24 protein-coding genes are annotated in these 18,013 nt (G+C 73.1%); 8 read left to right on the top strand and 16 right to left on the bottom strand.

Features of this window, described 5'->3' with window-relative positions:
- Nucleotide 1 precedes the first annotated feature (1 nt).
- The gene (cobA, locus tag BM223_RS12975) at nt 2-1,222 is read right to left on the bottom strand and encodes a uroporphyrinogen-III C-methyltransferase (RefSeq protein ID WP_038678819.1); all 1,221 of its coding nucleotides are present in this window, start codon (nt 1,220-1,222) and stop codon (nt 2-4) included.
- Between the two features lie 70 nt (nt 1,223-1,292).
- Here cobA and BM223_RS12970 point away from each other — a divergent pair, with 70 nt between their 5' ends.
- Nucleotides 1,293-1,820 (top strand): YbhB/YbcL family Raf kinase inhibitor-like protein, encoded by a 528-nt coding sequence (locus BM223_RS12970; RefSeq protein WP_038678817.1) that lies wholly within the window; start codon nt 1,293-1,295, stop codon nt 1,818-1,820.
- A gap of 125 nt (nt 1,821-1,945) precedes the next feature.
- Here BM223_RS12970 and BM223_RS12965 read toward each other — a convergent pair whose 3' ends face one another.
- The 4 genes from BM223_RS12965 to BM223_RS12950 all read right to left on the bottom strand — a co-directional run bounded on the left by BM223_RS12965 (nt 1,946) and on the right by BM223_RS12950 (nt 5,771).
- On the bottom strand, nt 1,946-3,097 hold the full coding sequence (locus BM223_RS12965; RefSeq protein WP_038678815.1) for an acyl-CoA dehydrogenase family protein: 1,152 nt from the start codon (nt 3,095-3,097) through the stop codon (nt 1,946-1,948).
- Nucleotides 3,098-3,118: 21 nt separating this feature from the next.
- Nucleotides 3,119-3,778 carry an FMN reductase gene (locus BM223_RS12960; protein ID WP_038678813.1) on the bottom strand — a complete coding sequence of 220 codons (660 nt, stop codon included), beginning with the start codon at nt 3,776-3,778 and terminating at the stop codon, nt 3,119-3,121.
- A complete protein-coding gene (locus tag BM223_RS12955) occupies nt 3,775-4,917 on the bottom strand; it encodes an LLM class flavin-dependent oxidoreductase (RefSeq protein ID WP_038684319.1) in 1,143 nt (380 codons plus the stop codon). Before BM223_RS12955 ends, BM223_RS12960 begins: the two co-directional genes overlap by 4 nt.
- 119 nt (nt 4,918-5,036) lie before the next feature.
- The gene (locus BM223_RS12950; RefSeq protein WP_141267307.1) at nt 5,037-5,771 is read right to left on the bottom strand and encodes a PP2C family protein-serine/threonine phosphatase; all 735 of its coding nucleotides are present in this window, start codon (nt 5,769-5,771) and stop codon (nt 5,037-5,039) included.
- Nucleotides 5,772-5,889: 118 nt separating this feature from the next.
- Between BM223_RS12950 and BM223_RS12945 the strand changes: the two genes are divergently transcribed.
- Complete coding sequence (locus BM223_RS12945; RefSeq protein WP_235319265.1) at nt 5,890-6,864, top strand: alpha/beta hydrolase; 975 nt, start codon at nt 5,890-5,892, stop codon at nt 6,862-6,864.
- Here BM223_RS12945 and BM223_RS12940 read toward each other — a convergent pair.
- Complete coding sequence (locus BM223_RS12940; protein ID WP_052138583.1) at nt 6,851-7,249, bottom strand: DUF4190 domain-containing protein; 399 nt, start codon at nt 7,247-7,249, stop codon at nt 6,851-6,853. The genes BM223_RS12945 and BM223_RS12940 overlap by 14 nt on opposite strands.
- A 75-nt stretch (nt 7,250-7,324) precedes the next feature.
- Here BM223_RS12940 and BM223_RS12935 point away from each other — a divergent pair, with 75 nt between their 5' ends.
- Nucleotides 7,325-7,702, top strand: a complete 378-nt coding sequence (locus BM223_RS12935) for a DUF4267 domain-containing protein (protein ID WP_038678809.1) — start codon at nt 7,325-7,327, stop codon at nt 7,700-7,702.
- Here BM223_RS12935 and BM223_RS12930 read toward each other — a convergent pair.
- The 5 genes from BM223_RS12930 to BM223_RS12910 are packed head-to-tail and all read right to left on the bottom strand — an operon-like array spanning nt 7,696 to nt 11,520.
- The gene (locus BM223_RS12930) at nt 7,696-8,247 is read right to left on the bottom strand and encodes a DUF4190 domain-containing protein (RefSeq protein WP_038678807.1); all 552 of its coding nucleotides are present in this window, start codon (nt 8,245-8,247) and stop codon (nt 7,696-7,698) included. The genes BM223_RS12935 and BM223_RS12930 overlap by 7 nt on opposite strands.
- An 18-nt stretch (nt 8,248-8,265) precedes the next feature.
- Complete coding sequence (locus BM223_RS12925) at nt 8,266-9,066, bottom strand: sulfite exporter TauE/SafE family protein (protein ID WP_038678805.1); 801 nt, start codon at nt 9,064-9,066, stop codon at nt 8,266-8,268.
- Entirely contained in the window at nt 9,063-10,208 is a 1,146-nt protein-coding gene (locus BM223_RS12920; RefSeq protein ID WP_075018610.1) for an SPFH domain-containing protein, read from the bottom strand. The genes BM223_RS12925 and BM223_RS12920 overlap by 4 nt, the downstream gene beginning before the upstream one ends.
- A complete protein-coding gene (locus tag BM223_RS12915; protein WP_038678803.1) occupies nt 10,205-10,678 on the bottom strand; it encodes an NfeD family protein in 474 nt (157 codons plus the stop codon). Before BM223_RS12915 ends, BM223_RS12920 begins: the two co-directional genes overlap by 4 nt.
- A gap of 44 nt (nt 10,679-10,722) precedes the next feature.
- Nucleotides 10,723-11,520: an ABC transporter ATP-binding protein gene (locus BM223_RS12910; protein ID WP_038678802.1), complete on the bottom strand. Its 798-nt coding sequence runs from the start codon at nt 11,518-11,520 to the stop codon at nt 10,723-10,725.
- Nucleotides 11,521-11,551: 31 nt separating this feature from the next.
- Between BM223_RS12910 and BM223_RS12905 the strand changes: the two genes are divergently transcribed.
- Together BM223_RS12905 and serB are read left to right on the top strand one after the other, a co-directional pair.
- Entirely contained in the window at nt 11,552-12,295 is a 744-nt protein-coding gene (locus tag BM223_RS12905; RefSeq protein ID WP_038678800.1) for a hypothetical protein, read from the top strand.
- 12 nt (nt 12,296-12,307) lie between these two features.
- Nucleotides 12,308-13,534 carry a phosphoserine phosphatase SerB gene (serB, locus tag BM223_RS12900; protein ID WP_038678798.1) on the top strand — a complete coding sequence of 409 codons (1,227 nt, stop codon included), beginning with the start codon at nt 12,308-12,310 and terminating at the stop codon, nt 13,532-13,534.
- A gap of 6 nt (nt 13,535-13,540) precedes the next feature.
- On the opposite strand, the gene BM223_RS12895 is transcribed toward serB, so the two are convergent.
- Nucleotides 13,541-14,053: a SixA phosphatase family protein gene (locus tag BM223_RS12895; protein WP_038678796.1), complete on the bottom strand. Its 513-nt coding sequence runs from the start codon at nt 14,051-14,053 to the stop codon at nt 13,541-13,543.
- Nucleotides 14,054-14,070: 17 nt separating this feature from the next.
- Here BM223_RS12895 and BM223_RS12890 point away from each other — a divergent pair, with 17 nt between their 5' ends.
- A complete protein-coding gene (locus tag BM223_RS12890; RefSeq protein WP_052138579.1) occupies nt 14,071-14,754 on the top strand; it encodes a YwaF family protein in 684 nt (227 codons plus the stop codon).
- Here BM223_RS12890 and fabI read toward each other — a convergent pair.
- From fabI to BM223_RS12875, 3 genes are all read right to left on the bottom strand, one after another.
- Nucleotides 14,751-15,533: an enoyl-ACP reductase FabI gene (gene fabI, locus BM223_RS12885; protein WP_038678793.1), complete on the bottom strand. Its 783-nt coding sequence runs from the start codon at nt 15,531-15,533 to the stop codon at nt 14,751-14,753. The genes BM223_RS12890 and fabI overlap by 4 nt on opposite strands.
- 2 nt (nt 15,534-15,535) lie before the next feature.
- Nucleotides 15,536-16,246 (bottom strand): beta-ketoacyl-ACP reductase, encoded by a 711-nt coding sequence (locus BM223_RS12880; protein WP_174823540.1) that lies wholly within the window; start codon nt 16,244-16,246, stop codon nt 15,536-15,538.
- Between the two features lie 94 nt (nt 16,247-16,340).
- Nucleotides 16,341-16,556 (bottom strand): dodecin, encoded by a 216-nt coding sequence (locus tag BM223_RS12875; protein ID WP_038678790.1) that lies wholly within the window; start codon nt 16,554-16,556, stop codon nt 16,341-16,343.
- A 37-nt stretch (nt 16,557-16,593) separates the two neighbouring features.
- Here BM223_RS12875 and BM223_RS12870 point away from each other — a divergent pair, with 37 nt between their 5' ends.
- Both BM223_RS12870 and BM223_RS12865 read left to right on the top strand, forming a co-directional pair.
- The gene (locus BM223_RS12870) at nt 16,594-16,932 is read left to right on the top strand and encodes a DUF3099 domain-containing protein (protein ID WP_038678788.1); all 339 of its coding nucleotides are present in this window, start codon (nt 16,594-16,596) and stop codon (nt 16,930-16,932) included.
- The gene (locus BM223_RS12865) at nt 16,925-17,143 is read left to right on the top strand and encodes a hypothetical protein (RefSeq protein ID WP_038678787.1); all 219 of its coding nucleotides are present in this window, start codon (nt 16,925-16,927) and stop codon (nt 17,141-17,143) included. The genes BM223_RS12870 and BM223_RS12865 overlap by 8 nt, the downstream gene beginning before the upstream one ends.
- 24 nt (nt 17,144-17,167) lie before the next feature.
- On the opposite strand, the gene BM223_RS12860 is transcribed toward BM223_RS12865, so the two are convergent.
- Nucleotides 17,168-18,010: an acyl-CoA thioesterase domain-containing protein gene (locus tag BM223_RS12860; RefSeq protein ID WP_038678785.1), complete on the bottom strand. Its 843-nt coding sequence runs from the start codon at nt 18,008-18,010 to the stop codon at nt 17,168-17,170.
- Between the last annotated feature and the right edge of the window lie 3 nt (nt 18,011-18,013).

Below are 18,013 nucleotides of genomic sequence, written 5' to 3'. Positions count from 1 at the left end.
CTCAGAAGGCCTCGGGGTGGGCCACCCGGACGACCTCGCCGATCACGATGATGGCGGGCGGCTTGACCGCCTCGTCGACCAGGCGGGTGGCGAGCGTGTCGAGGGTGGCGAGGACGGTCCGCTCGGTCGGCATGGTGCCGTCGCAGACGACGGCGACGGGCGTCGTCCCGGGGCGGCCGCCGGCGACGAGGGCCTTCGCGATGGCGGGCGCGTTCTCGACGCCCATCATCACCACGACGGTGCCGTTGAGCCGGGCCAGTGCGGCGTAGTCGGTGAGCGCCTCGGGGTGCCCGGGCGGCAGGTGGCCGGAGACGACGGCGAACTCGTGCGCGACGCCGCGGTGGGTGACCGGGATGCCGGCCACGCCGGGCACGGTGACCGGCGAGGTGAGGCCCGGGATGACGGTGACCGGGACGCCGGCCGCGCGGCACGCGATGACCTCCTCGTAGCCCCGGCCGAACACGAAGTTGTCGCCGCCCTTGAACCGCACGACCCGCTTGCCCTCGAGCGCGCGCTCGACGATCACCCGGTTGATCTCCTCCTGCTGCGCGGAGCGGCCGCGCGGCAGCTTCGCGACGTCGACGAGCTCGACGTCGGCAGGCAGGTCGCCCAGGAGCTCGCGCGGCGCGAGCCGGTCGGCGACGACGACGTCCGCCGCCATGAGCGCCTTGCGCCCGGCGATCGAGATGAGCTCGGGGTTGCCGGGACCGCCGCCGACGAGCGTCACGCCCGGCGTCCGGTCGCGGTGGTGGGGGGCGGCGATCGTGCCGTCGCGCAGGCCGGCGACGATCTCGTCGCGCACGGACGCGGAGCGGCGCGGGTCGCGGTTGCCGACGACGGCCACGGTGATCCCGGCCTCGCGGCCGATCGCCGGCGTCCACGCCGTACCGAGGGTGGCGTCGTCGGAGCGGACGCAGAAGATCCGCTGCTCCTCGCACAGCTGCGAGACGTGGTCGTTGACCGCGCGATCGTCGGTGACGGCGATGACGTACCAGGTGCCGTCGAGGTCGGCGTCGGCGAAGGCCCGCTCGTGCCAGGTGATCTCGCCCGAGCCGACCAGGCCCTCGATCGCGGGGGTCACCACCGGCGAGACGACGTGGACGTCGGCACCGACGGCGATCAGCTGCGGGACGCGGCGTTGCGCGACGTGGCCACCGCCGACGACGAGCACACGGCGCCCGGCGAGGCGCAGACCGGACGGGTACGGCGGGAAGTCGCTCACCGGGACATTCTCTCGACAGTTCGCGAACGGCCGTTGGCCCGGGCCAACCACCGGACTACCTTCGGGTGACATGAGTCTCGATCGCCCGGTGACCCCGGACCCGTACCCCCTGCTCCCCGCCGCCGCCTCCTTCGGCGTCACCAGCACCGACGTCACCGACGGCCAGCCGCTGAAGGCCGACCAGGTCTACGCCGCCGGCAACACCTCGCCCCAGCTCACCTGGGAGCCCGGTCCCGAGGGCACCCAGAGCTATGTCGTCACCTGCTTCGACCCCGACGCCCCCATCCCGAGCGGGTTCTGGCACTGGGTCGTGGTCGACGTCCCGGCCGACGTGACCAGCCTCGACACCGGCGCGGGCGCCTCCGACGCGAGCCTCCCGGCCGGCGCCTTCCACGTCCGCAACGACTTCGGGACGCCGGACTTCGCCGGCGCCGCCCCGCCCGAGGGCGACCAGGTCCACCGCTACTTCTTCGTGGTGCACGCCGTCGGCGAGCCCACCCTCGGCGTCGACGGATCGGCCACGCCCGCCGTCGTCGGCTTCAACCTGGCGTTCAAGACGCTCGGCCGCGCCATCCTCACCGGCACCTACCAGCACTGAGCCTTCCCCCACCACGAAGTGGGGAGGTTGCGGGCACGAAGTAGGGAGGTTGCGGGTCCGAGATCGCTATCTCGGACCCGCAACCCGCGCACTTCGCGCCCGCAACCCGCGAACTTCGCGGGGACCTAGAGCCCCATCGACTTGGCGATGATCAGCTTCATGACCTCCGAGGTCCCGCCGTAGATGCGGGTGACGCGGGTGTCGGCGTAGAGGCGGGCGATGGGGTACTCGTTCATGTAGCCGTAGCCGCCGTGGAGCTGCAGGCAGCGGTCGATGACCCGGCCGGCGACCTCGGTGCAGAAGAGCTTGGCCGAGGCGGCGTCGACGGCGGTGAGCTCGCCGAGGTCGTGGGCCTCGAGGGCGCGGTCGCAGACGGCCTGGGCGGCGTCGACCTCGGACTGGCAGGCGGCGAGCTCGAACTTCGTGTTCTGGAAGGACGCCACGGTGGTGCCGAAGACCTTGCGGTCCTCGACGTAGGCCTGGGTGAAGCGGATGGCGGCGGCGGCCTGCGCGTACGCGCCGTAGGCGATGCCGAGGCGCTCCTGCGGGAGGTTCTGGCCGAGGTAGGTGAAGCCCTCGTTCTCCTCGCCGAGCAGGTCGCTCGCGGGGACCATGACGTCGGTGAACGACAGCTCGGCGGTGTCGGAGGTGCGCAGGCCGAGCTTGTCGAGCTTGCGGCCGACCGCCCACCCGGGCGACTTCGTGTCGACGGCGAAGAGCGAGATGCCGAAGCGGCGGTTGCTCTCCAGCGGCGGCGAGGTGCGGGCGCAGACGATGACGCGGTCGGCGAGCACGCCGCCGGTGATGAACGTCTTGGCGCCGTTGAGCACGTAGTGGTCGCCGTCGCGCTTGGCGGTGGTCTGCATGCCGGCGAGGTCCGAGCCGGTGCCGGGCTCGGTCATCGCGATCGCCCACATCTCCTCGCCGGAGATGAAGCCGGGCATCCAGCGGTGCAGCTGCTCGGGGGTGCCGAGCTTGAGGAGGTACGGCAGGCAGAGCTCGACGTGGACGCCGGAGCCGCCGAGGTTGACGCCGGCCCGGGCACACTCCTCGGTCAGGACCGCGGAGAACTTGAACGACTCGATGCCGGCGCCGCCGTACTCCTCGGGCACCTCGATGCCGAAGACACCGAGGTCCCCGACCTTCTTGTAGAGGTCGCGCGAGACCTGGCCCGCGTCGTACCACTCCTGGTAATTCGGGACGACCTCCGACTCCAGGAAGGCCCGGATCGTACGGCGGAAGTCCTCGTGGTCCTCGTTGAACACTGTGCGGCGCATGCGCTCATGCTGCCACCGCGGTCAACGGACCGTGTCGCCACCCGCCTCGCGCAGGAGCTGCTCGAACGGCGTCGGGGCGGCGAACTCCGCCTCGACCGACCGGCGCCGCGGCGCGGTGGCCTCGGCGGCGGCCGGGCCGCCCAGCAGCGCGGCGAGCTCGCCCGCCGCCCGCTCGACCCGCTTGTCGAGGGCGCCGTCGTCGGTGGCCCCGAAGTCCTCGCTGGCCGCGAACACCCCCGTCGGTACGACGACCGCCCGCAGGTAGGCGAGCAGCGGGCGCAGCGCGTGGTCGAGGACGAGGCTGTGCCGCGCCGTCCCCGCGGTGGCGGCGATGACGACGGGCTTGCCGTCGAGCATGCCGTTCTCGAGGACGTCGAAGAACGTCTTGAACAGCCCCGAGTACGACGCCGAGAACACCGGCGTCACGACGACCAGACCGTCCGCGTGGCGCACCGCCTCGATCGCCCGGGCCAGGTCCCCCGACGGGAACCCGGTCAGCAGGTGGTCGGCCAGCGCGTGCGCCAGCGGCCGGAGCTCGACGTGCTCGACGTCGACCTCGTGCCCCCGGGCGCCGACCGCGCGCTCGACGGCGGAGCCGAGCTTGTCGGCCAGCAGCCGTGTCGACGACGGGACCGACAGCCCCGCCGAGACGACGACGATCCGGGTGCTGCGCGTGGTCATGCGTCGATCTCCTCACGGTCGGTGGTGCCGGTCATGGTGTCCTCGGCGTGCACGGTGACGTCGTGCGCACCGCCCGCCGCCGCGACGAGCGAGGCGTGCGTCGGGGCGTCCGGGACGTCGGCGCCGCGGCCCTCGGCGAAGCCCTTGCGCATCTCGGGCAGGATCTCGCCGAGCAGGTCGAGCTGCTCGAGGACCGTCTTGAGCGGCAGGCCCGCGTGGTCGACGAGGAAGAGCTGGCGCTGGTAGTCGCCGGCGTACTCGCGGAACGACAGCGTCCGCTCCAGGACCTCCTGGGGCGAGCCCACGGTCAGCGGCGTCTGCCGGGTGAAGTCCTCCAGCGACGGGCCGTGGCCGTAGACCGGGGCGTTGTCGAAGTAGGGGCGGAACTCGCGGACGGCGTCCTGGCTGTTCTTCCGCATGAAGAACTGGCCGCCGAGGCCGACGATCGCCTGCTCGGCCGTGCCGTGCCCGTAGTGCGCGAACCGCTCCCGGTACAGGCGCACCATCTGCTGGGTGTGCGAGGCCGGCCAGAAGATGTGGTTGTGGAAGAAGCCGTCGCCGTAGTAGGCCGCCTGCTCGGCGATCTCGGGGCTGCGGATCGAGCCGTGCCACACGAACGGCGCGACGCCGTCGAGCGGGCGCGGGGTCGACGTGTAGCCCTGCAGCGGGGTGCGGAAGCGCCCCTCCCAGTCGACGTTCGCCTCGGTCCAGAGCCGGCGCAGCAGCGCGTAGTTCTCGATCGCGAGGTTGATGCCCTGGCGGATGTCCTTGCCGAACCAGGGGTAGACCGGGCCGGTGTTGCCGCGGCCCATCATCAGGTCGACCCGGCCGTCCGTGAGGTGCTGGATCTTGGCGTAGTCCTCGGCGATGAGCACCGGGTCGGTCGTCGTGATCAGCGTGGTCGCCGTCGAGAGGATGATGTTCTCGGTCTGCGCGCCGATGTAGGCGAGCGTGGCGGTCGGGTTGGACGCGATGAACGGCGGGTTGTGGTGCTCGCCGGTCGCGAACACGTCCAGGCCGACCTCCTCGGCCTTCTTGGCGATCGCGACGGTCGCCTTGATCCGCTCGTGCTCCGTCGGGGTCCGCCCGGTCGTCGGGTCGGGGGTGACGTCGCCGACGGTGAAGATGCCGATCTGCATGCCCATGGTTCGCGCTCCGCGTCTGGTGGTGGATGAGTCACCGGTCAGAACCGGTGACGTGTCAACTATATTCCAGGGACGGCGGTCCCGCCGCACCGGGGCGCCCGGGCGCCCGGCACTCACCCCTCGCGCTGGAGCAGCAGCACCGCGCGGTCGTCGTCCCCCCGGACGACCTGCTCGATGATCCGGTCGGCGGCGCCGTCCCAGCCGGCCAGCAGAGCCGCACCCGCCGTCCGGCGCAGCCAGGCGATGCCCTCGTCGATGTCGACGCCCCGCGACTCGACCATGCCGTCGGTGTAGAAGAGCAGCCCGTCGCCGGGACCGAGCTGTCCCTTGCTGTCGGTGACGTCGACCTGCTCGGTGACCCCGAGCGCGGTGCCGCGCGCGTTGTCGACCCGCCAGGCGAGCGCGTCCGGTGGGCCGGTGCGCCAGTGCAGCGCGGGCGGGTGCCCGGCGCTGCGGATCCGGTACTGGCCGTCGCGCAGGTCCACCTCGACCTGGACGGCGGTGGCGATGCTCTCGTCGGAGGGCTGGCGCAGCAGGTAGGCGTTGGCTGCGGGCAGCAGGTCGTCGGGCGCGACGACGGAGATCAGGCTCTCGAGGGCGCCCGCGAAGCCGAGGGCGGCCGGGACGGCGGCCGCTCCCCCACCGCAGACGTCGACCAGGACCATCTGGAGGTGCGCGCCGTCGGGAGCCAGGTCCGCGACGATGAAGTCGCCGCCGTAGGCGACCCCGAGGGCGGCGAGCATCGCCGACTGGCGACGCCATCCGGCCGGCAGCTCGGGGACCCGGCCGCGGGCCTGGAGCCGGGCGTGGAGCTGCCCGAGCACGCGTTCCTGGTCGGGTCCGTCCACGCCGCCAGCGTACGGACGCTAGCCTTGGGCTGGGCCCGGTCCGGCAAACCCCCCTTTGCCGGACCGGGTCCGCCTGTCTTTCGGCGGTTCCACCGCGGGGCTGGCAGACTCGGCAGACGTGAGCGAGCAGAGCGTGGTCGACGTCCTCGGGGAGCCGTGGCGCAGCGAGACGATCCCCCTCACCGACGACTTCGAGGGCGAGGTCGTGGCGACGCTGGTCAGCCGGCGCCGCGAGGACGAGCCCACCGACCGGGCCACGCTGCACGTGCACGGCTTCTCGGACTACTTCTTCCACGCCGAGTACGGCGCCTGGTGGCTCGACCGGGGCCGCGACATGTACGGCCTCGACCTGCGCAAGTACGGCCGCTCCCTGCGCCCCCACCAGTCGGCGACCTACGTGGCCGACCTCGACGAGTACTTCGCCGAGCTCGACGCCGCCTGGGAGCGGATCACCGTGCGCGACGGGCACCGCGACGTCGTCCTGTCCGGGCACTCCACCGGCGGCCTGGTGGTCGCGCTCTGGGCCGATGCGCGCCAGCCGGCCGAGCTGAGCGGGCTGCTGCTCAACTCCCCCTGGCTCGACCTGCAGGGCAGGCCGGCGCTGCGCTCCCCCGTCGCCAACCTGCTCGTCGACCAGCTCGGACGGCGCCGCCCGATGCGCGAGCTGGGCCGCGACGTCAGCGGCTTCTACGCGCGCAGCCTGCACCGCGACCACGAGGGCGAGTGGGACTTCGACCTCACCTGGAAGCCGGTCGGCTCCTACCCGGTGCGCTTCGGCTGGCTGCGCGCCGTCCGCCGCGGGCACGCCCGGCTGCAGGCCGGCCTCGACGTGCCGGCGCCCGTGCTCGTGCTCTCGTCGGACCGCTCAGGGCGCCCGCAGGCGATGGACGAGGAGGTCTTCTCGACCGACATCGTGCTCGACGTGCGCCAGATCCGGCGCTGGTCGACGTCCGTCGGCCCGCACGTGACCTACGCCGCCGTCCCGGGCGCGGTGCACGACGTGGTGCTCTCGCGCAGCGAGCCGAGGGCGCGGGCCTACGACGAGATCGAGCGCTGGCTGGGCGCGTACGTCGACGGCGTCAGTCGCAGCTGAACGTCCCCGACGAGTCGGTCGAGCAGTCGACGCTGTTCTCGACGAAGACGCCGAGCGCGATGAAGAGCACCACCATGCCGACGAACAGCGCGGAGCCGAGCCACCCGACGATGACGCCGGCGAGGGCGAGCCCGCCGCCCTCCTGCTGCTCGCGCCGGATCTGACCGCGCGCGACGTGGCCCAGGATGGCGCCGATGAAGCCGGGCGCGCCCACGCACACCACGATCGAGAGCACGCTGACCACCAGCGACGCGATCGCCAGGCCGTTGGTCGGTCGCGGCGCCGGGTAGCCGTAGGGGCTCTGGCCGTAGGGCTGCTGCTGCCCGTACGGCGGCTGCGGGCCGCCGTAGGGCTGGTACGGCGGCGGTTCCGGCGGCGTCGTCATGGCCGCATGCTGCCACGCGACGGGCGATCCGCGGACCTCGCCCCGCGGCCGCCGTCGCTCCTCTAGGGTCTGGCCATGGATCCCGTGACTGGACTCTCCCTCGGCCGCATCGCCCTCGGCGTCGGCGCGCTCGCCGCACCCACGACGGCCGCCAAGGCCTTCGGGCTCGACCCGGCGAGCAACCCGCAGCTGCCGTTCTTCGGCCGGATGTTCGGTGCCCGCGAGATCGCGCTCGGTGCGGTCACCCTGGCCTCGAAGGGGCGGCTGCGCCGCAACCTCACGCTGGTCGGGATCGCCGTCGACGGGGCCGACGCCGCCACCGGCGTCCTCGAGCTCAAGGGCAACGCCGTGCCGAAGCCGTCGGCCGGGATGCTCGCGGGCGTCGCGCTCGGCGCCGTCGGCTCCGGGCTCGTCGCCCTCGTGCTCAACCGCGGCGGCAGCGCGGCTCAGTAGGTGGAGTAGTCCCAGCTGTCGCCGGACGCGACGATCACCACGACGTAGAAGATCGAGAACGCCACCGCGATCCCGAACGCGATCCAGCCGACGATGATGCCGGACAGCGCCAGCCCGGCGCCCTGCTCGCCGCGGGCGCGGATCTGGCGCCGCGCCACGTGGCCGAGGATCGCGCCGACCGCGCCGAGCAGGCCCGGGAAGAAGCACAGGCAGATGCCCACGGCGGACAGGATGCTGACCACGAGCGAGGCGATCGCCAGGCCGCTGGTCGGCGCCGGAGCGCCGTAGCCGTAGGCGTAGTAGCCGTACGGCTGCTGCGCCGGCGCCTGGCCGTAGGGGTCGTAGACCGGCTGCACGGGCTGCTGCGGCGGGGGCGGGTAGCCGGGCTGGCCGTAGGGCTGCTCGGGGCCCGGCTGACCGTGGCCCGGGTAGCCCGGGTAGCCCGGGTACGGCTGGGTCGGCTCGGTGCCGGGCGGCTGGCCCGTCCCGTCGGGTCGCTGGCCGTCGGGCTGCTCGCCACCCCACGGCGGGGTCGGTGTCGACATCGGTTCCCTTCCGGAGAATCAGGTCACGAACAGTACGGCCACGGCGACGAGGCCGACGACCACGATCACCCCACGCAGCACGAGGGGCGGCAGCCGGCGGCCGACGGCGGCGCCGAGGAAGCCGCCCGCGATGGCGCCGGTGCCGATCAGCAGCACGAGGAGCCAGTCGACCTCGGCGTCGGTGCCGAGGAGGCCGAGCTCGGCGACGACCACGAAGATCAGGCCGGCGACGCCGTTGACGACAGCGACGAGGACGTTCTTGACGCCGTTGAGCCGCTGGAGCGACTCGGCGACGCCGATCCCGAGCACGCCCATGAGGAGCACGCCCTGGGCGGCGCCGAAGTAGCCGCCGTACAGGCCGGTCGCGAAGACGGCCGGCGGCACCCACCACGCCCGCTCGACCGGGACGACGCCCGCGGCGGCGCGGCGCTCGGCGCGCTCGGCCACCATCCGGGACAGCCGCGGCTGGACGATCACGAGCACGATGCCGAGCAGGATGAGGACCGGGACGATCGTCTCGAAGGCCCCCGGCGGCAGCACCAGCAGCAGGACCGCGCCGAGCGCCCCGCCGGCCGTCGAGAACACCAGCAGCCGCAGCACCCGCCCGCGCTGGCCGGTGAGCTCGCGCCGGTAGCCGATCGCACCGGCGACACCACCGGGGACCAGGCCCAGGCTGTTGGACATGTTGGCCGTCACCGGCGGCACGCCGAGGGCGAGCAGGGTCGGGAACGTGATGAGCGTCCCCGACCCGACGACGGTGTTGATGGTGCCGGCGCCGACGCCGGCGAGCAGGATCGCGGCTGCTTCGAGCGGACTCACTCCGCCGGAGGCGCCGGGGGTGCCGGCGGCGGGGGCGGCACCGCGTCCGTGGGCGCGGCGGCGTCGTCGTTGTCGTCGCCGTTGGTCAGCGACTTGCCCGGGCGGGCGGCGCTCTCGGCCTCGGCGATGGCCTCCTGGACGGCGGCCGCGGCCTCGCTGAGGCCGGTGTCGGTGGCCAGCGACGGCTCGCTCGGACCCATGTCGACCCGGGTGACCGGCCCCGACGTCTGCTTGGGGATGCCCGCGATCTCGTGGATCGAGGAGCCGAGGCCCTCGAGCGCCTTGGTGATCTCGGAGGGGATGACCCACACCTTGTTGGCGTCGCCCTCGGCGATCTTGGGCATCATCTGGAGGTACTGGTAGGCCAGCAGCGACTGGTCGGGGCGCCCGTCGTGGATCGCCTGGAAGACCGTCTGGATGGCCTGTCCCTCACCCTGGGCGCGCAGGATCTGCGCCTCGCGCTCGGCCTGGGCGTTGAGGATCTGGGCCTCGCGCTGGCCCTCGGCGTTGAGGATGGCGGACTGCTTGTTGCCCTCGGCCGTCAGGATCGCGGACTGCCGCTGGCCCTCGGCGGTGAGCACCAGCGCGCGCTTGTCACGCTCGGCACGCATCTGCTTCTCCATCGCGTCCTTGATGGACGGCGGCGGGTCGATGCCCTTGATCTCGACCCGCTTGACCTTGATGCCCCAGCGCCCGGTGGTCTCGTCGAGGACGGCGGACAGGCCGCTGTTGATGGACTCGCGGCTGGTCAGCGTCTGCTCGAGGTCCATGCCGCCGACCACGTTGCGCAGCGTGGTCATCGTCAGCTGCTCGATGGCCTGGATGTAGTTGGAGATCTCGTAGGTCGCCGCGATCGGGTCGGTCACCTGGAAGTAGATGACGGTGTCGACGTCGACGGTGAGGTTGTCCTCGGTGATCGCCGCCTGCGGCGGGAAGCTCACGACCTGCTCGCGCAGGTCGATCATGTAGCGCACCTTGTCGACGAAGGGCACGACGAAGTTGAGGCCGGCGGGCAGCGTCTCCTTGTACTTGCCGAAGCGCTCGACGATGCCGGTGTAGGCCTGCGGGACGACCCGGATGGACTTCGCCACCACCGTGATCGCCAGCAGCATCAGCAGGATCAGCAGGACCAGGACGATCATCGGGGCTCCTCGAGCTCGGGTGCGGTCACAGGACGGACGTGGGCGGTGGCACCGGCGATCGAGACGACCTCGACGCTGGTGCCGACCGGGAGGGAGGACACGGGTGCCGCGCCGACCGCGAGCCAGGACTCGCCGCCGATCTTGACCCGGCCGGGGCGGTGCTCGGAGACGGCCTCGGTGACGATGCCGCGGCTGCCGACGAGGCTGGCCGGACCGAGCACCAGGTCGGGCCCGCCGTGCAGCCGGCGCACGAGCGTGGGCCGGACCAGGCCGAGCAGCAGCACGGCCGTGGCCGAGGCGACGAGCACCTGGATGACGGCGCTGTCGGTGACCAGCGCCGTCGCGACACCGGCGAGCGCGCCGCCGGCGAGCATGAGCAGGAAGAGGTCGAGGCTGATCAGCTCGGCGAGCGCGAGCAGGATGGCAGCACCGAGCCAGGTCTCCCAGAGGTGGTCGCGCAACCAGTCCATGAACAGAGCCTAGGCGGTGGGCCCGACGGAAGGGCGCCGGGCCGTCAGCCGCGGCGCAGCTTGCGCCGCGCGGCGTACCGGCCGTCGTCGTGGTGGTCGAGCGTCAGGGGCATGCCGAAGGTGGCCGAGAGCGTCTCGGCGCTGAGCGTGTCGTCGATCGGCCCCTCGGCCACGACCCGGCCGTCGCGGAGCATGATCACGTGGGTGAAGCCCGGCGGGATCTCCTCGACGTGGTGCGACACGAGCACGGTCGCCGGGGACGACGGGTCGTAGGCGAGCACCGAGAGCGTGGAGACGAGGTCCTCGCGACCGCCGAGGTCGAGGCCGGCGGCGGGCTCGTCGAGGAGCAGCAGCTCGGGGTCGGTCATCAGTGCCCGGGCGATCTGGACGCGCTTGCGCTCACCCTCGCTGAGGGTGCCGAACGTGCGGTCGGCCAGCTTCATCACGCCGACCTCGCGCAGCAGCGCGTCGGCGCGGGCGTGGTCGACGTCGTCGTACTCCTCGCGCCAGCGCCCCAGCACGGCGTACGACGCGGACAGCACGAGGTCGCGGACCGTCTCGTTGCGCGGTATGCGCTCGGCGACGGCGGCGCTGGAGACCCCGATCCGGGGCCGCAGCTCGAAGACGTCGACGGTGCCGAGCAGCTCGCCCAGCAGCCCGACCGCGCCCGACGTGGGGTGCAGCTGGGCTGCGGCGATCTGGAGCAGGGTGGTCTTGCCGGCACCGTTGGCGCCCAGCAGGATCCAGCGTTCGCCCTCGCGCACCACCCAGCTGACCCGGTCGAGCAGGGTCGCCTCCCCACGACGCACGGTGACCTCGGCGAGCTCGAGCACGGCGGACATGCGAGCCACCTTAACGAGTACTCTCCGGGCCGTGAGCGCACTCCCCGCATCGGCCCGCCTGTCCTGGTGGGGTACGGCGTGGCTGCGCGGGCGGGTCGGTCCCGACGACCTCCTCGACGCGCTGCTCGGCGACGACGTCGCCCACGTGGTGACCGGGACGACGGAGCCCGCTCCCCTGCTCCTCGAGCTCGCCGCCGCCCGCAACGACGGCGCCACCGGGATCGCGGCCGTCTTCCCGGCGCCCGGCGACCCGGCCGGGCTGCGCGGCCCCCGCGAGCTCAACCACGCCGCGATCGAGGCGGGCGAGGTCGCGCTGCTGCTCGGCGCCGGGACCGGCCTGGTGCCGCGCCAGGTGGGCCGGGCCGTCGAGTGGACGCTGCTGCCCGCCGAGCGTCGTCCGCCGCCCGACCTGGGCGAGGCCGACCGCGCCCTGCGCGCCGCGCTGCTGGCCGCGGCGAACCGGCTCGCCGAGCTCGAGGTCGCCCACTGGCGCCCCGAGGTGGCCGACGAGCTGCACGACCTCCGCGCCGGCGTCCCCCTCACCGCGCCGCCGGGGACGCCCGCGCGCTGCATCGACCTGGCCGGCCGCGCGCTGCACCTCGAGCACGTCGCCGCCCTCGCCCTCGAGGACGACGGCGGCGCGGTGAGCGCGAGCGAGGCGGCCGCCCGCCGCGACGCGCTCGAGCCGCTCGAGCGGGCCGCGCGGCACGCGCTGAGCGCCGCGTGCGCGCCCGACGGCTGGCCACCGGCCGACGACGAGCACCGACAGCGATAGCCTGCACCCGCGATGAGCCCTCACGATCCCGCCGTGGACGACACCCTCCTGATCACCGTCACCGGTGCCGACCGGCCCGGCGTCACCTCGGCCGTCCTCGAGAGCCTCGCCGGCTCCGGCGTGGCGGTCGTCGACATCGAGCAGATCCTGATGCGCGGCCGGCTCGTGCTCGGCGTCCTGGTGACCGCCCCGCGGGACCGCAAGAAGCTGCGCCACGCGGTGACCACCACCGTCGAGGCGCTCGGCATGGCGGTCGAGATCGAGCGCGGCTCCGGCGACAACCGGACCCGCCCCGCCGACCGCGCCCACGTCACCGTGATCGGCGCGCCACTCAAGGCCTCCGCGATGGCCGCCATCGCCGGCCGGATCGCCGACTGCGGCGGCAACATCGACCGCATGGAGCGGATGGCGCGCTATCCCGTGACGGCGATCGAGCTCGACGTCTCGGGCGCGGCCCCCGACCGGCTCCGCACCCTGCTCGCGGGCGACGCGGCGTCGTTCGGCATCGACGTGGCGGTGCAGCCGGCGAACCTCCTGCGCCACGGCATGCGGCTGATCGTGATGGACGTCGACTCCACCCTGATCCAGGGCGAGGTCATCGAGATGCTCGCCCAGCACGCCGGCTTCGGCGCCGAGGTCGCCGACGTCACCGAGCGCGCGATGCGGGGCGAGATCGACTTCGAGGAGTCGCTGCGGGCCCGGGTCAAGCTGCTCGCCGGGCTCGACGAGAGCGTCATCGACGAGGTCTACGACGCCATCGTCGTCAACCCGGGCGCCCGCACGATGGTGCGGACGCTGCGCCGCCTCGGCTACCGGTTCGCGATCGTGTCGGGCGGCTTCAGCCAGATCACCGACCGGCTCGCCGCCGACCTCGGCATCCACCGTGCCCGCGCCAACACGCTCGAGATCGTCGACGGCAAGCTCACCGGCGAGGTCGTCGGCGAGGTCGTCGACCGCGCGGGCAAGGCCCGGGCGCTGCGCGAGTTCGCCGCCGACCTGGGCGTCTCCGAGGCCGCCACCATCGCTATCGGCGACGGCGCGAACGACCTCGACATGCTCGACGCCGCCGGGCTGGGGATCGCCTACAACGCGCGGGCCGTCGTCCGCGAGGCCGCCGACACGTCGCTCACCGTGCCGTACCTCGACACGATCATGTACCTGCTCGGGATCACCCGCGAGGAGATCGAGGCGGCCGACGCCGAGGCCGGCATCGTGACGCCCGCCCCGCCGCTGGGCTAGGCCCCGCTAGGCCCCGCGGCCGACGTGGAACGCGGCCAGCCGGGCCGCCATCGGCTCGACGTCGGTCCACGCCCCCGGGACGGCGAACACCGCGGCCGCCGCGGTCGGGAAGCCCTCGGTCGCGACGGCGCCCGTGGCCGGGCCCTCGCCGTCGTCGAGCAGCTGGGCCAGGGTGCCCACGGTCGGGTTGTGGCCGATGACGACGACCGTGCCGACGTCGTCGGGCGTCGTGTGCACGAGCTCGAGGACGCCGTCCTCGTCGGTGCCGTAGAGGTTGCCGTCGATCTGCGGCTGGATCGTCCAGCCGGCGGCCTCGGCGACGACCTGCCAGGTCTCGCGGGTGCGCGCGGCATAGGACACGTAGGCGACGCCGGGCGACACTCCCTGGCCGGCCAGCCACGCGCCCAGCGCGGCGCCGTCGGCGCGCCCCCGGTCGGTCAGCACCCGCTCGACGTCGGAGGCGGCGAACGGCTCGGCCTTGGCGTGTCGCACGACGACCAGCAGCCGTTGGTTCTCCACCCGTGCATGGTAGTGCCGTGGAGCAGTACGGGCCCACCCACCTGGTGCCGCTGGCGATCTTCGCCGCCGGCCTCGTCGGCGCGCTCCTGCTCGGCCGGCGCGAGGCCGCCTCGGGGACACCCGGTCCCAGCCGGTTCAGCCGCACCTGCGCACTGCTGATCCCCGCGGTGACCGTGCCGTTCCAGGTGATCGACCTGGTCGCCAACTTCGACATCGACGTCACGCTGCCGCTGCACCTGTGCGACCTGGCCTGGATCGCGGCCACCTGGGCGCTGTGGACGCACCACCCGTTCCCGGTGACGCTCACCTACTTCTGGGGCCTGACGCTGACCGTCCAGGGGGTGCTGACGCCCTCGCTCAACGAGGACCTGCCGCACCCGCGCTACTTCGCGTTCTGGGCGCTGCACCTGCTCATCGTGTGGGCGGCGGTCTACCTCGTGCTCGGGCTGCGCCGGGCGCCGCGCTGGCGCGACTACCGGGCGGCCGTCGCCACCACGCTCGGGTGGGCGGTGGCGACGTACGCCTTCAACGTGGTGGCCGACACCAACTACGGCCACCTCGTGCGCAAGCCGGGGACGTCGGTCCTCGACCTCCTCGGGCCGTGGCCGTGGTACGTGCTCGAGGAGATCGCGATCGTCGTCGTCGCGTGGGCGCTGCTCACCGTGGGTGCGCAGCGCCTCGCGCGTCGTCGGGTGACCTAGGCGCCCATCGCGTGGAAGCCGCCGTCGACGTGGACGATCTCGCCCGTCGTCGCCGGGAACAGGTCCGAGAGCAGGGCGCAGACCGCCTTGGCGGTGGGCTCCTGGTCGGTGTTGTCCCAGCCCAGCGGGGCCTTCGTGGTCCACATCGCCTCGAGGTCGCCGAAGCCCGGGATGGCCTTGGCCGCGAGCGTGCGCAGCGGACCGGCCGAGACCAGGTTGACCCGGATCCCGTCGCCGCCGAGGTCGCGCGCGAGGTAGCGGGCGCACGACTCGAGGCCCGCCTTGGCGACGCCCATCCAGTCGTAGACCGGCCAGGCGACGCTCGCGTCGAAGGTGAGGCCCACGACCGAGCCGCCGTTGCCCATCAGCGGGCGGCAGGCGACCGCGAGCGACTTCAGCGAGTACGCCGAGACCTGCACGGCCTGGGCGACGTCCTCCCACGGGCCCTCGAGGAACTTGCCGCCGAGCAGCGTCTCGGGGTTGCCGTAGGCGATCGAGTGCACGACGCCGTCGAGCGTGGCGTCGGCGCCGAGCGCCGCGCGGACGGCGTCCGGGAGCGCCGCCAGGTGCTCGGCGTCGGTGACGTCGAGCTCGATGACCTCGGGCATCTCGGGGAGCCGCTTGACGATGCGCCGGGTGATCCGCAGCGCCTGCCCGAAGTTGGAGACGAGCACCGTGGCGCCCTGCTCCTGGGCGAACTTGGCGACCGCGAAGCCGATGGAGGTGTCGAGCGTGACGCCCGCGACCAGGATGTTCTTGCCGTCGAGGATTCCGCTCATGATCAGTGCCCCATTCCGAGTCCGCCGTCGACCGGGATCACGGCGCCGGTCACGTACGCCGCCTGCGGGCTCGCGAGCCACAGGACCGCTCCGGCCACCTCGGCCGGGTCGGCATACCGCCCCAGGGGGACCTGGGTGCGGATCGCCTCCTTCTGCTCGTCGGTGAGCACGGCGGTCATGTCGGTGTCGACGTACCCGGGGGCGACGACATTGGCCGTGATCGAGCGCGGCCCGAGCTCGCGCGCCAGCGAGCGCGCCATCCCGACCAGACCCGCCTTGGAGGCGGCGTAGTTGACCTGGCCCGGCGAACCGAGCAGGCCGACCACGCTGGAGATGAAGATGATCCGGCCCTTCTTCTGGCGCAGCATGCCCTTGGCGGCGCGCTTGGCCAGGCGGAAGGAGCCGGTCAGGTTGGTGTCGATGACCGAGTCCCAGTCGTCCTGCGACATCCGCAGGAGCAGGGTGTCCTTGGTGATGCCCGCGTTGGCGACGAGCACCTCGACCGGCCCGTGCGCCTCCTCGGCGGCGGCGAACGCCGCCTCGACCGCGGCCGGGTCGGTGATGTCGGCCACGAGCTCGAGGGCACCCTCGGGTGCGCCCCCGCTCCGGGTGGTGACGGCGACCTTGTCGCCCGCAGCGACGAAGGCCTCGGCGATCGCGCGGCCGATGCCGCGGTTGCCGCCGGTGACGAGCACAGAGCGTGGAGAGTTCACGCTCTGTGACGCTAGTGGTGCGGGGCCCGCCGCCTCGTGGGCGGCGGGCACCAAGATCGCCTCGTTCAGTTGTAGGACCTCGACAAAGAGGTGGCTACTCGTCGTCCTCGAGCCGGAACCCGACCTTCATGGTGACCTGGAAGTGCTCGACCTGGCCGTCCTTGATCTGGCCGCGCACCCCCTCGACCTCGAACCAGTCGAGGTGGCGCAGGGTCTGGCCGGCGCGGATCACGCCGTTGCGGATCGCCTGGTCGATGCCGTCGGGGGACGTGCCGACGATCTCGGTGACGCGGTAGGTGCGGTTGGACATGCGAGCAGCGTACTCAGGCCGGGCGTAGGGTGGGGACATGTCCTCCTCGCGTCCGCTCCACCCCCGGGGGCACGGCGACGACGCGATCCGGATCACGACCGCGGGGTCGAGCCCCCAGGCCGACATCGCACGCCGCCAGCGCCGCTACGTGATCGCGATGTCGATCCGCACGCTGTGCTTCATCGGCGCCGCGATCAGCGGTGCGGCGGGCATCCACTGGCTCTGGCCGCTGCTCATCGCGGGCGCCATCATCCTGCCGTACGTCGCGGTGGTCGCGGCCAATGCCGAGGACAGCCGCTCGACCGAGCTGCCGCTCACCGGCGGCGGCGACGCGCAGCGGCAGCTGGGCGAGGGACCGGGCGGCGAGCGTGGCTGAGGGCACCGACGAGGCGCGCGAGCCCGACCTCTGCTCGGCCAAGGGCTGCCGGGAGCCGGCGCTGTGGCAGCTGCTGTGGAACAACCCCAAGATCCACACGCCCGACCGGCGCAAGACCTGGCTCGCGTGCGACGAGCACCGCGCGTCCCTCGAGACGTTCCTCGGTGCCCGCGGCTTCCTCAAGGAGACCGTCGCGCACGTCCCCGCTTGAGACCTGAGGCCTGAGGCCTGCGGCTCACACGGCGCCGCGCGGCTCCACCCCGGCCGAGAGGTCGACCGTACGACGGGTGTTGGCCAGTGCCGTGACGGTGGCGGTGCCGACGACTCCGGTGCTGTCGAAGACCTCCGCGGTGCCGACCACGATGCCGTCGGCGCCGACGTGGTCGAGGGCGCGCAGGCCGAGCCGGGTGCTGTCGGGCAGCCGGCACAGGGCGAGGTCGATGTCGGTGTTGATGTGCTCGACGCCGGCACTGCCCCAGTTGGTGACCATGCTCGTCGCGTCGGCGATCGAGGCGACGGCCTGGAAGGGCGTGCACTCCTCGCCCTCGACGATGGTGACGGCGGTCTGCCAGGTCTGGTGGCGGCCGGCGTTCTGGTGGTCGCCGAAGTCGTCCGACCACGGCGCGGCGCTCGCGAACATCGGGACGTGGTGCTCGCCGGCGGGCGGCAGCAGGTCGGCGGGCGGCGGGGTCGGTCGCTCGCCGGGGGCCGCCCAGACCTCGCCGGGGGCGGCGGCGGAGGGCGCCAGGAAGGTGGCACCTGCCCGGGCGACGACCTCGCCGTCCTGCTCGACGGTCGCGTCGAGGAGCACCAGGCGGGGCCCCTCGCGCACGATCCGGGCGGTCGCGGTGGTGGTGTCCATCCGGGCGGGCCGGAACAGGTCGACGTGGTAGCGCGCGGGCACCAGGCCGGTCCGGCCGGCGTCGCGCACGGCATGCTCCAGGGCCCGGGCGAGCAGGCCGCTCACGGCGACACCGTGCATCTGGTCGGCGCGCCACAGGCTCTGTGCCAGCGGCAGCGGGTCGAAGCCGGCGGCGGATTGACGGAACCAGGAAAACTGGAACGTGTTCTCGTTCACCCG

This window comes from Pimelobacter simplex (assembly GCF_900114845.1).
Classification (GTDB): Bacteria; Actinomycetota; Actinomycetes; order Propionibacteriales; family Nocardioidaceae; genus Nocardioides; species Nocardioides simplex.
The sequence above is the reverse complement of the archived record's forward strand: the minus strand, read 5'-3'. Positions and strand labels throughout refer to the sequence as shown.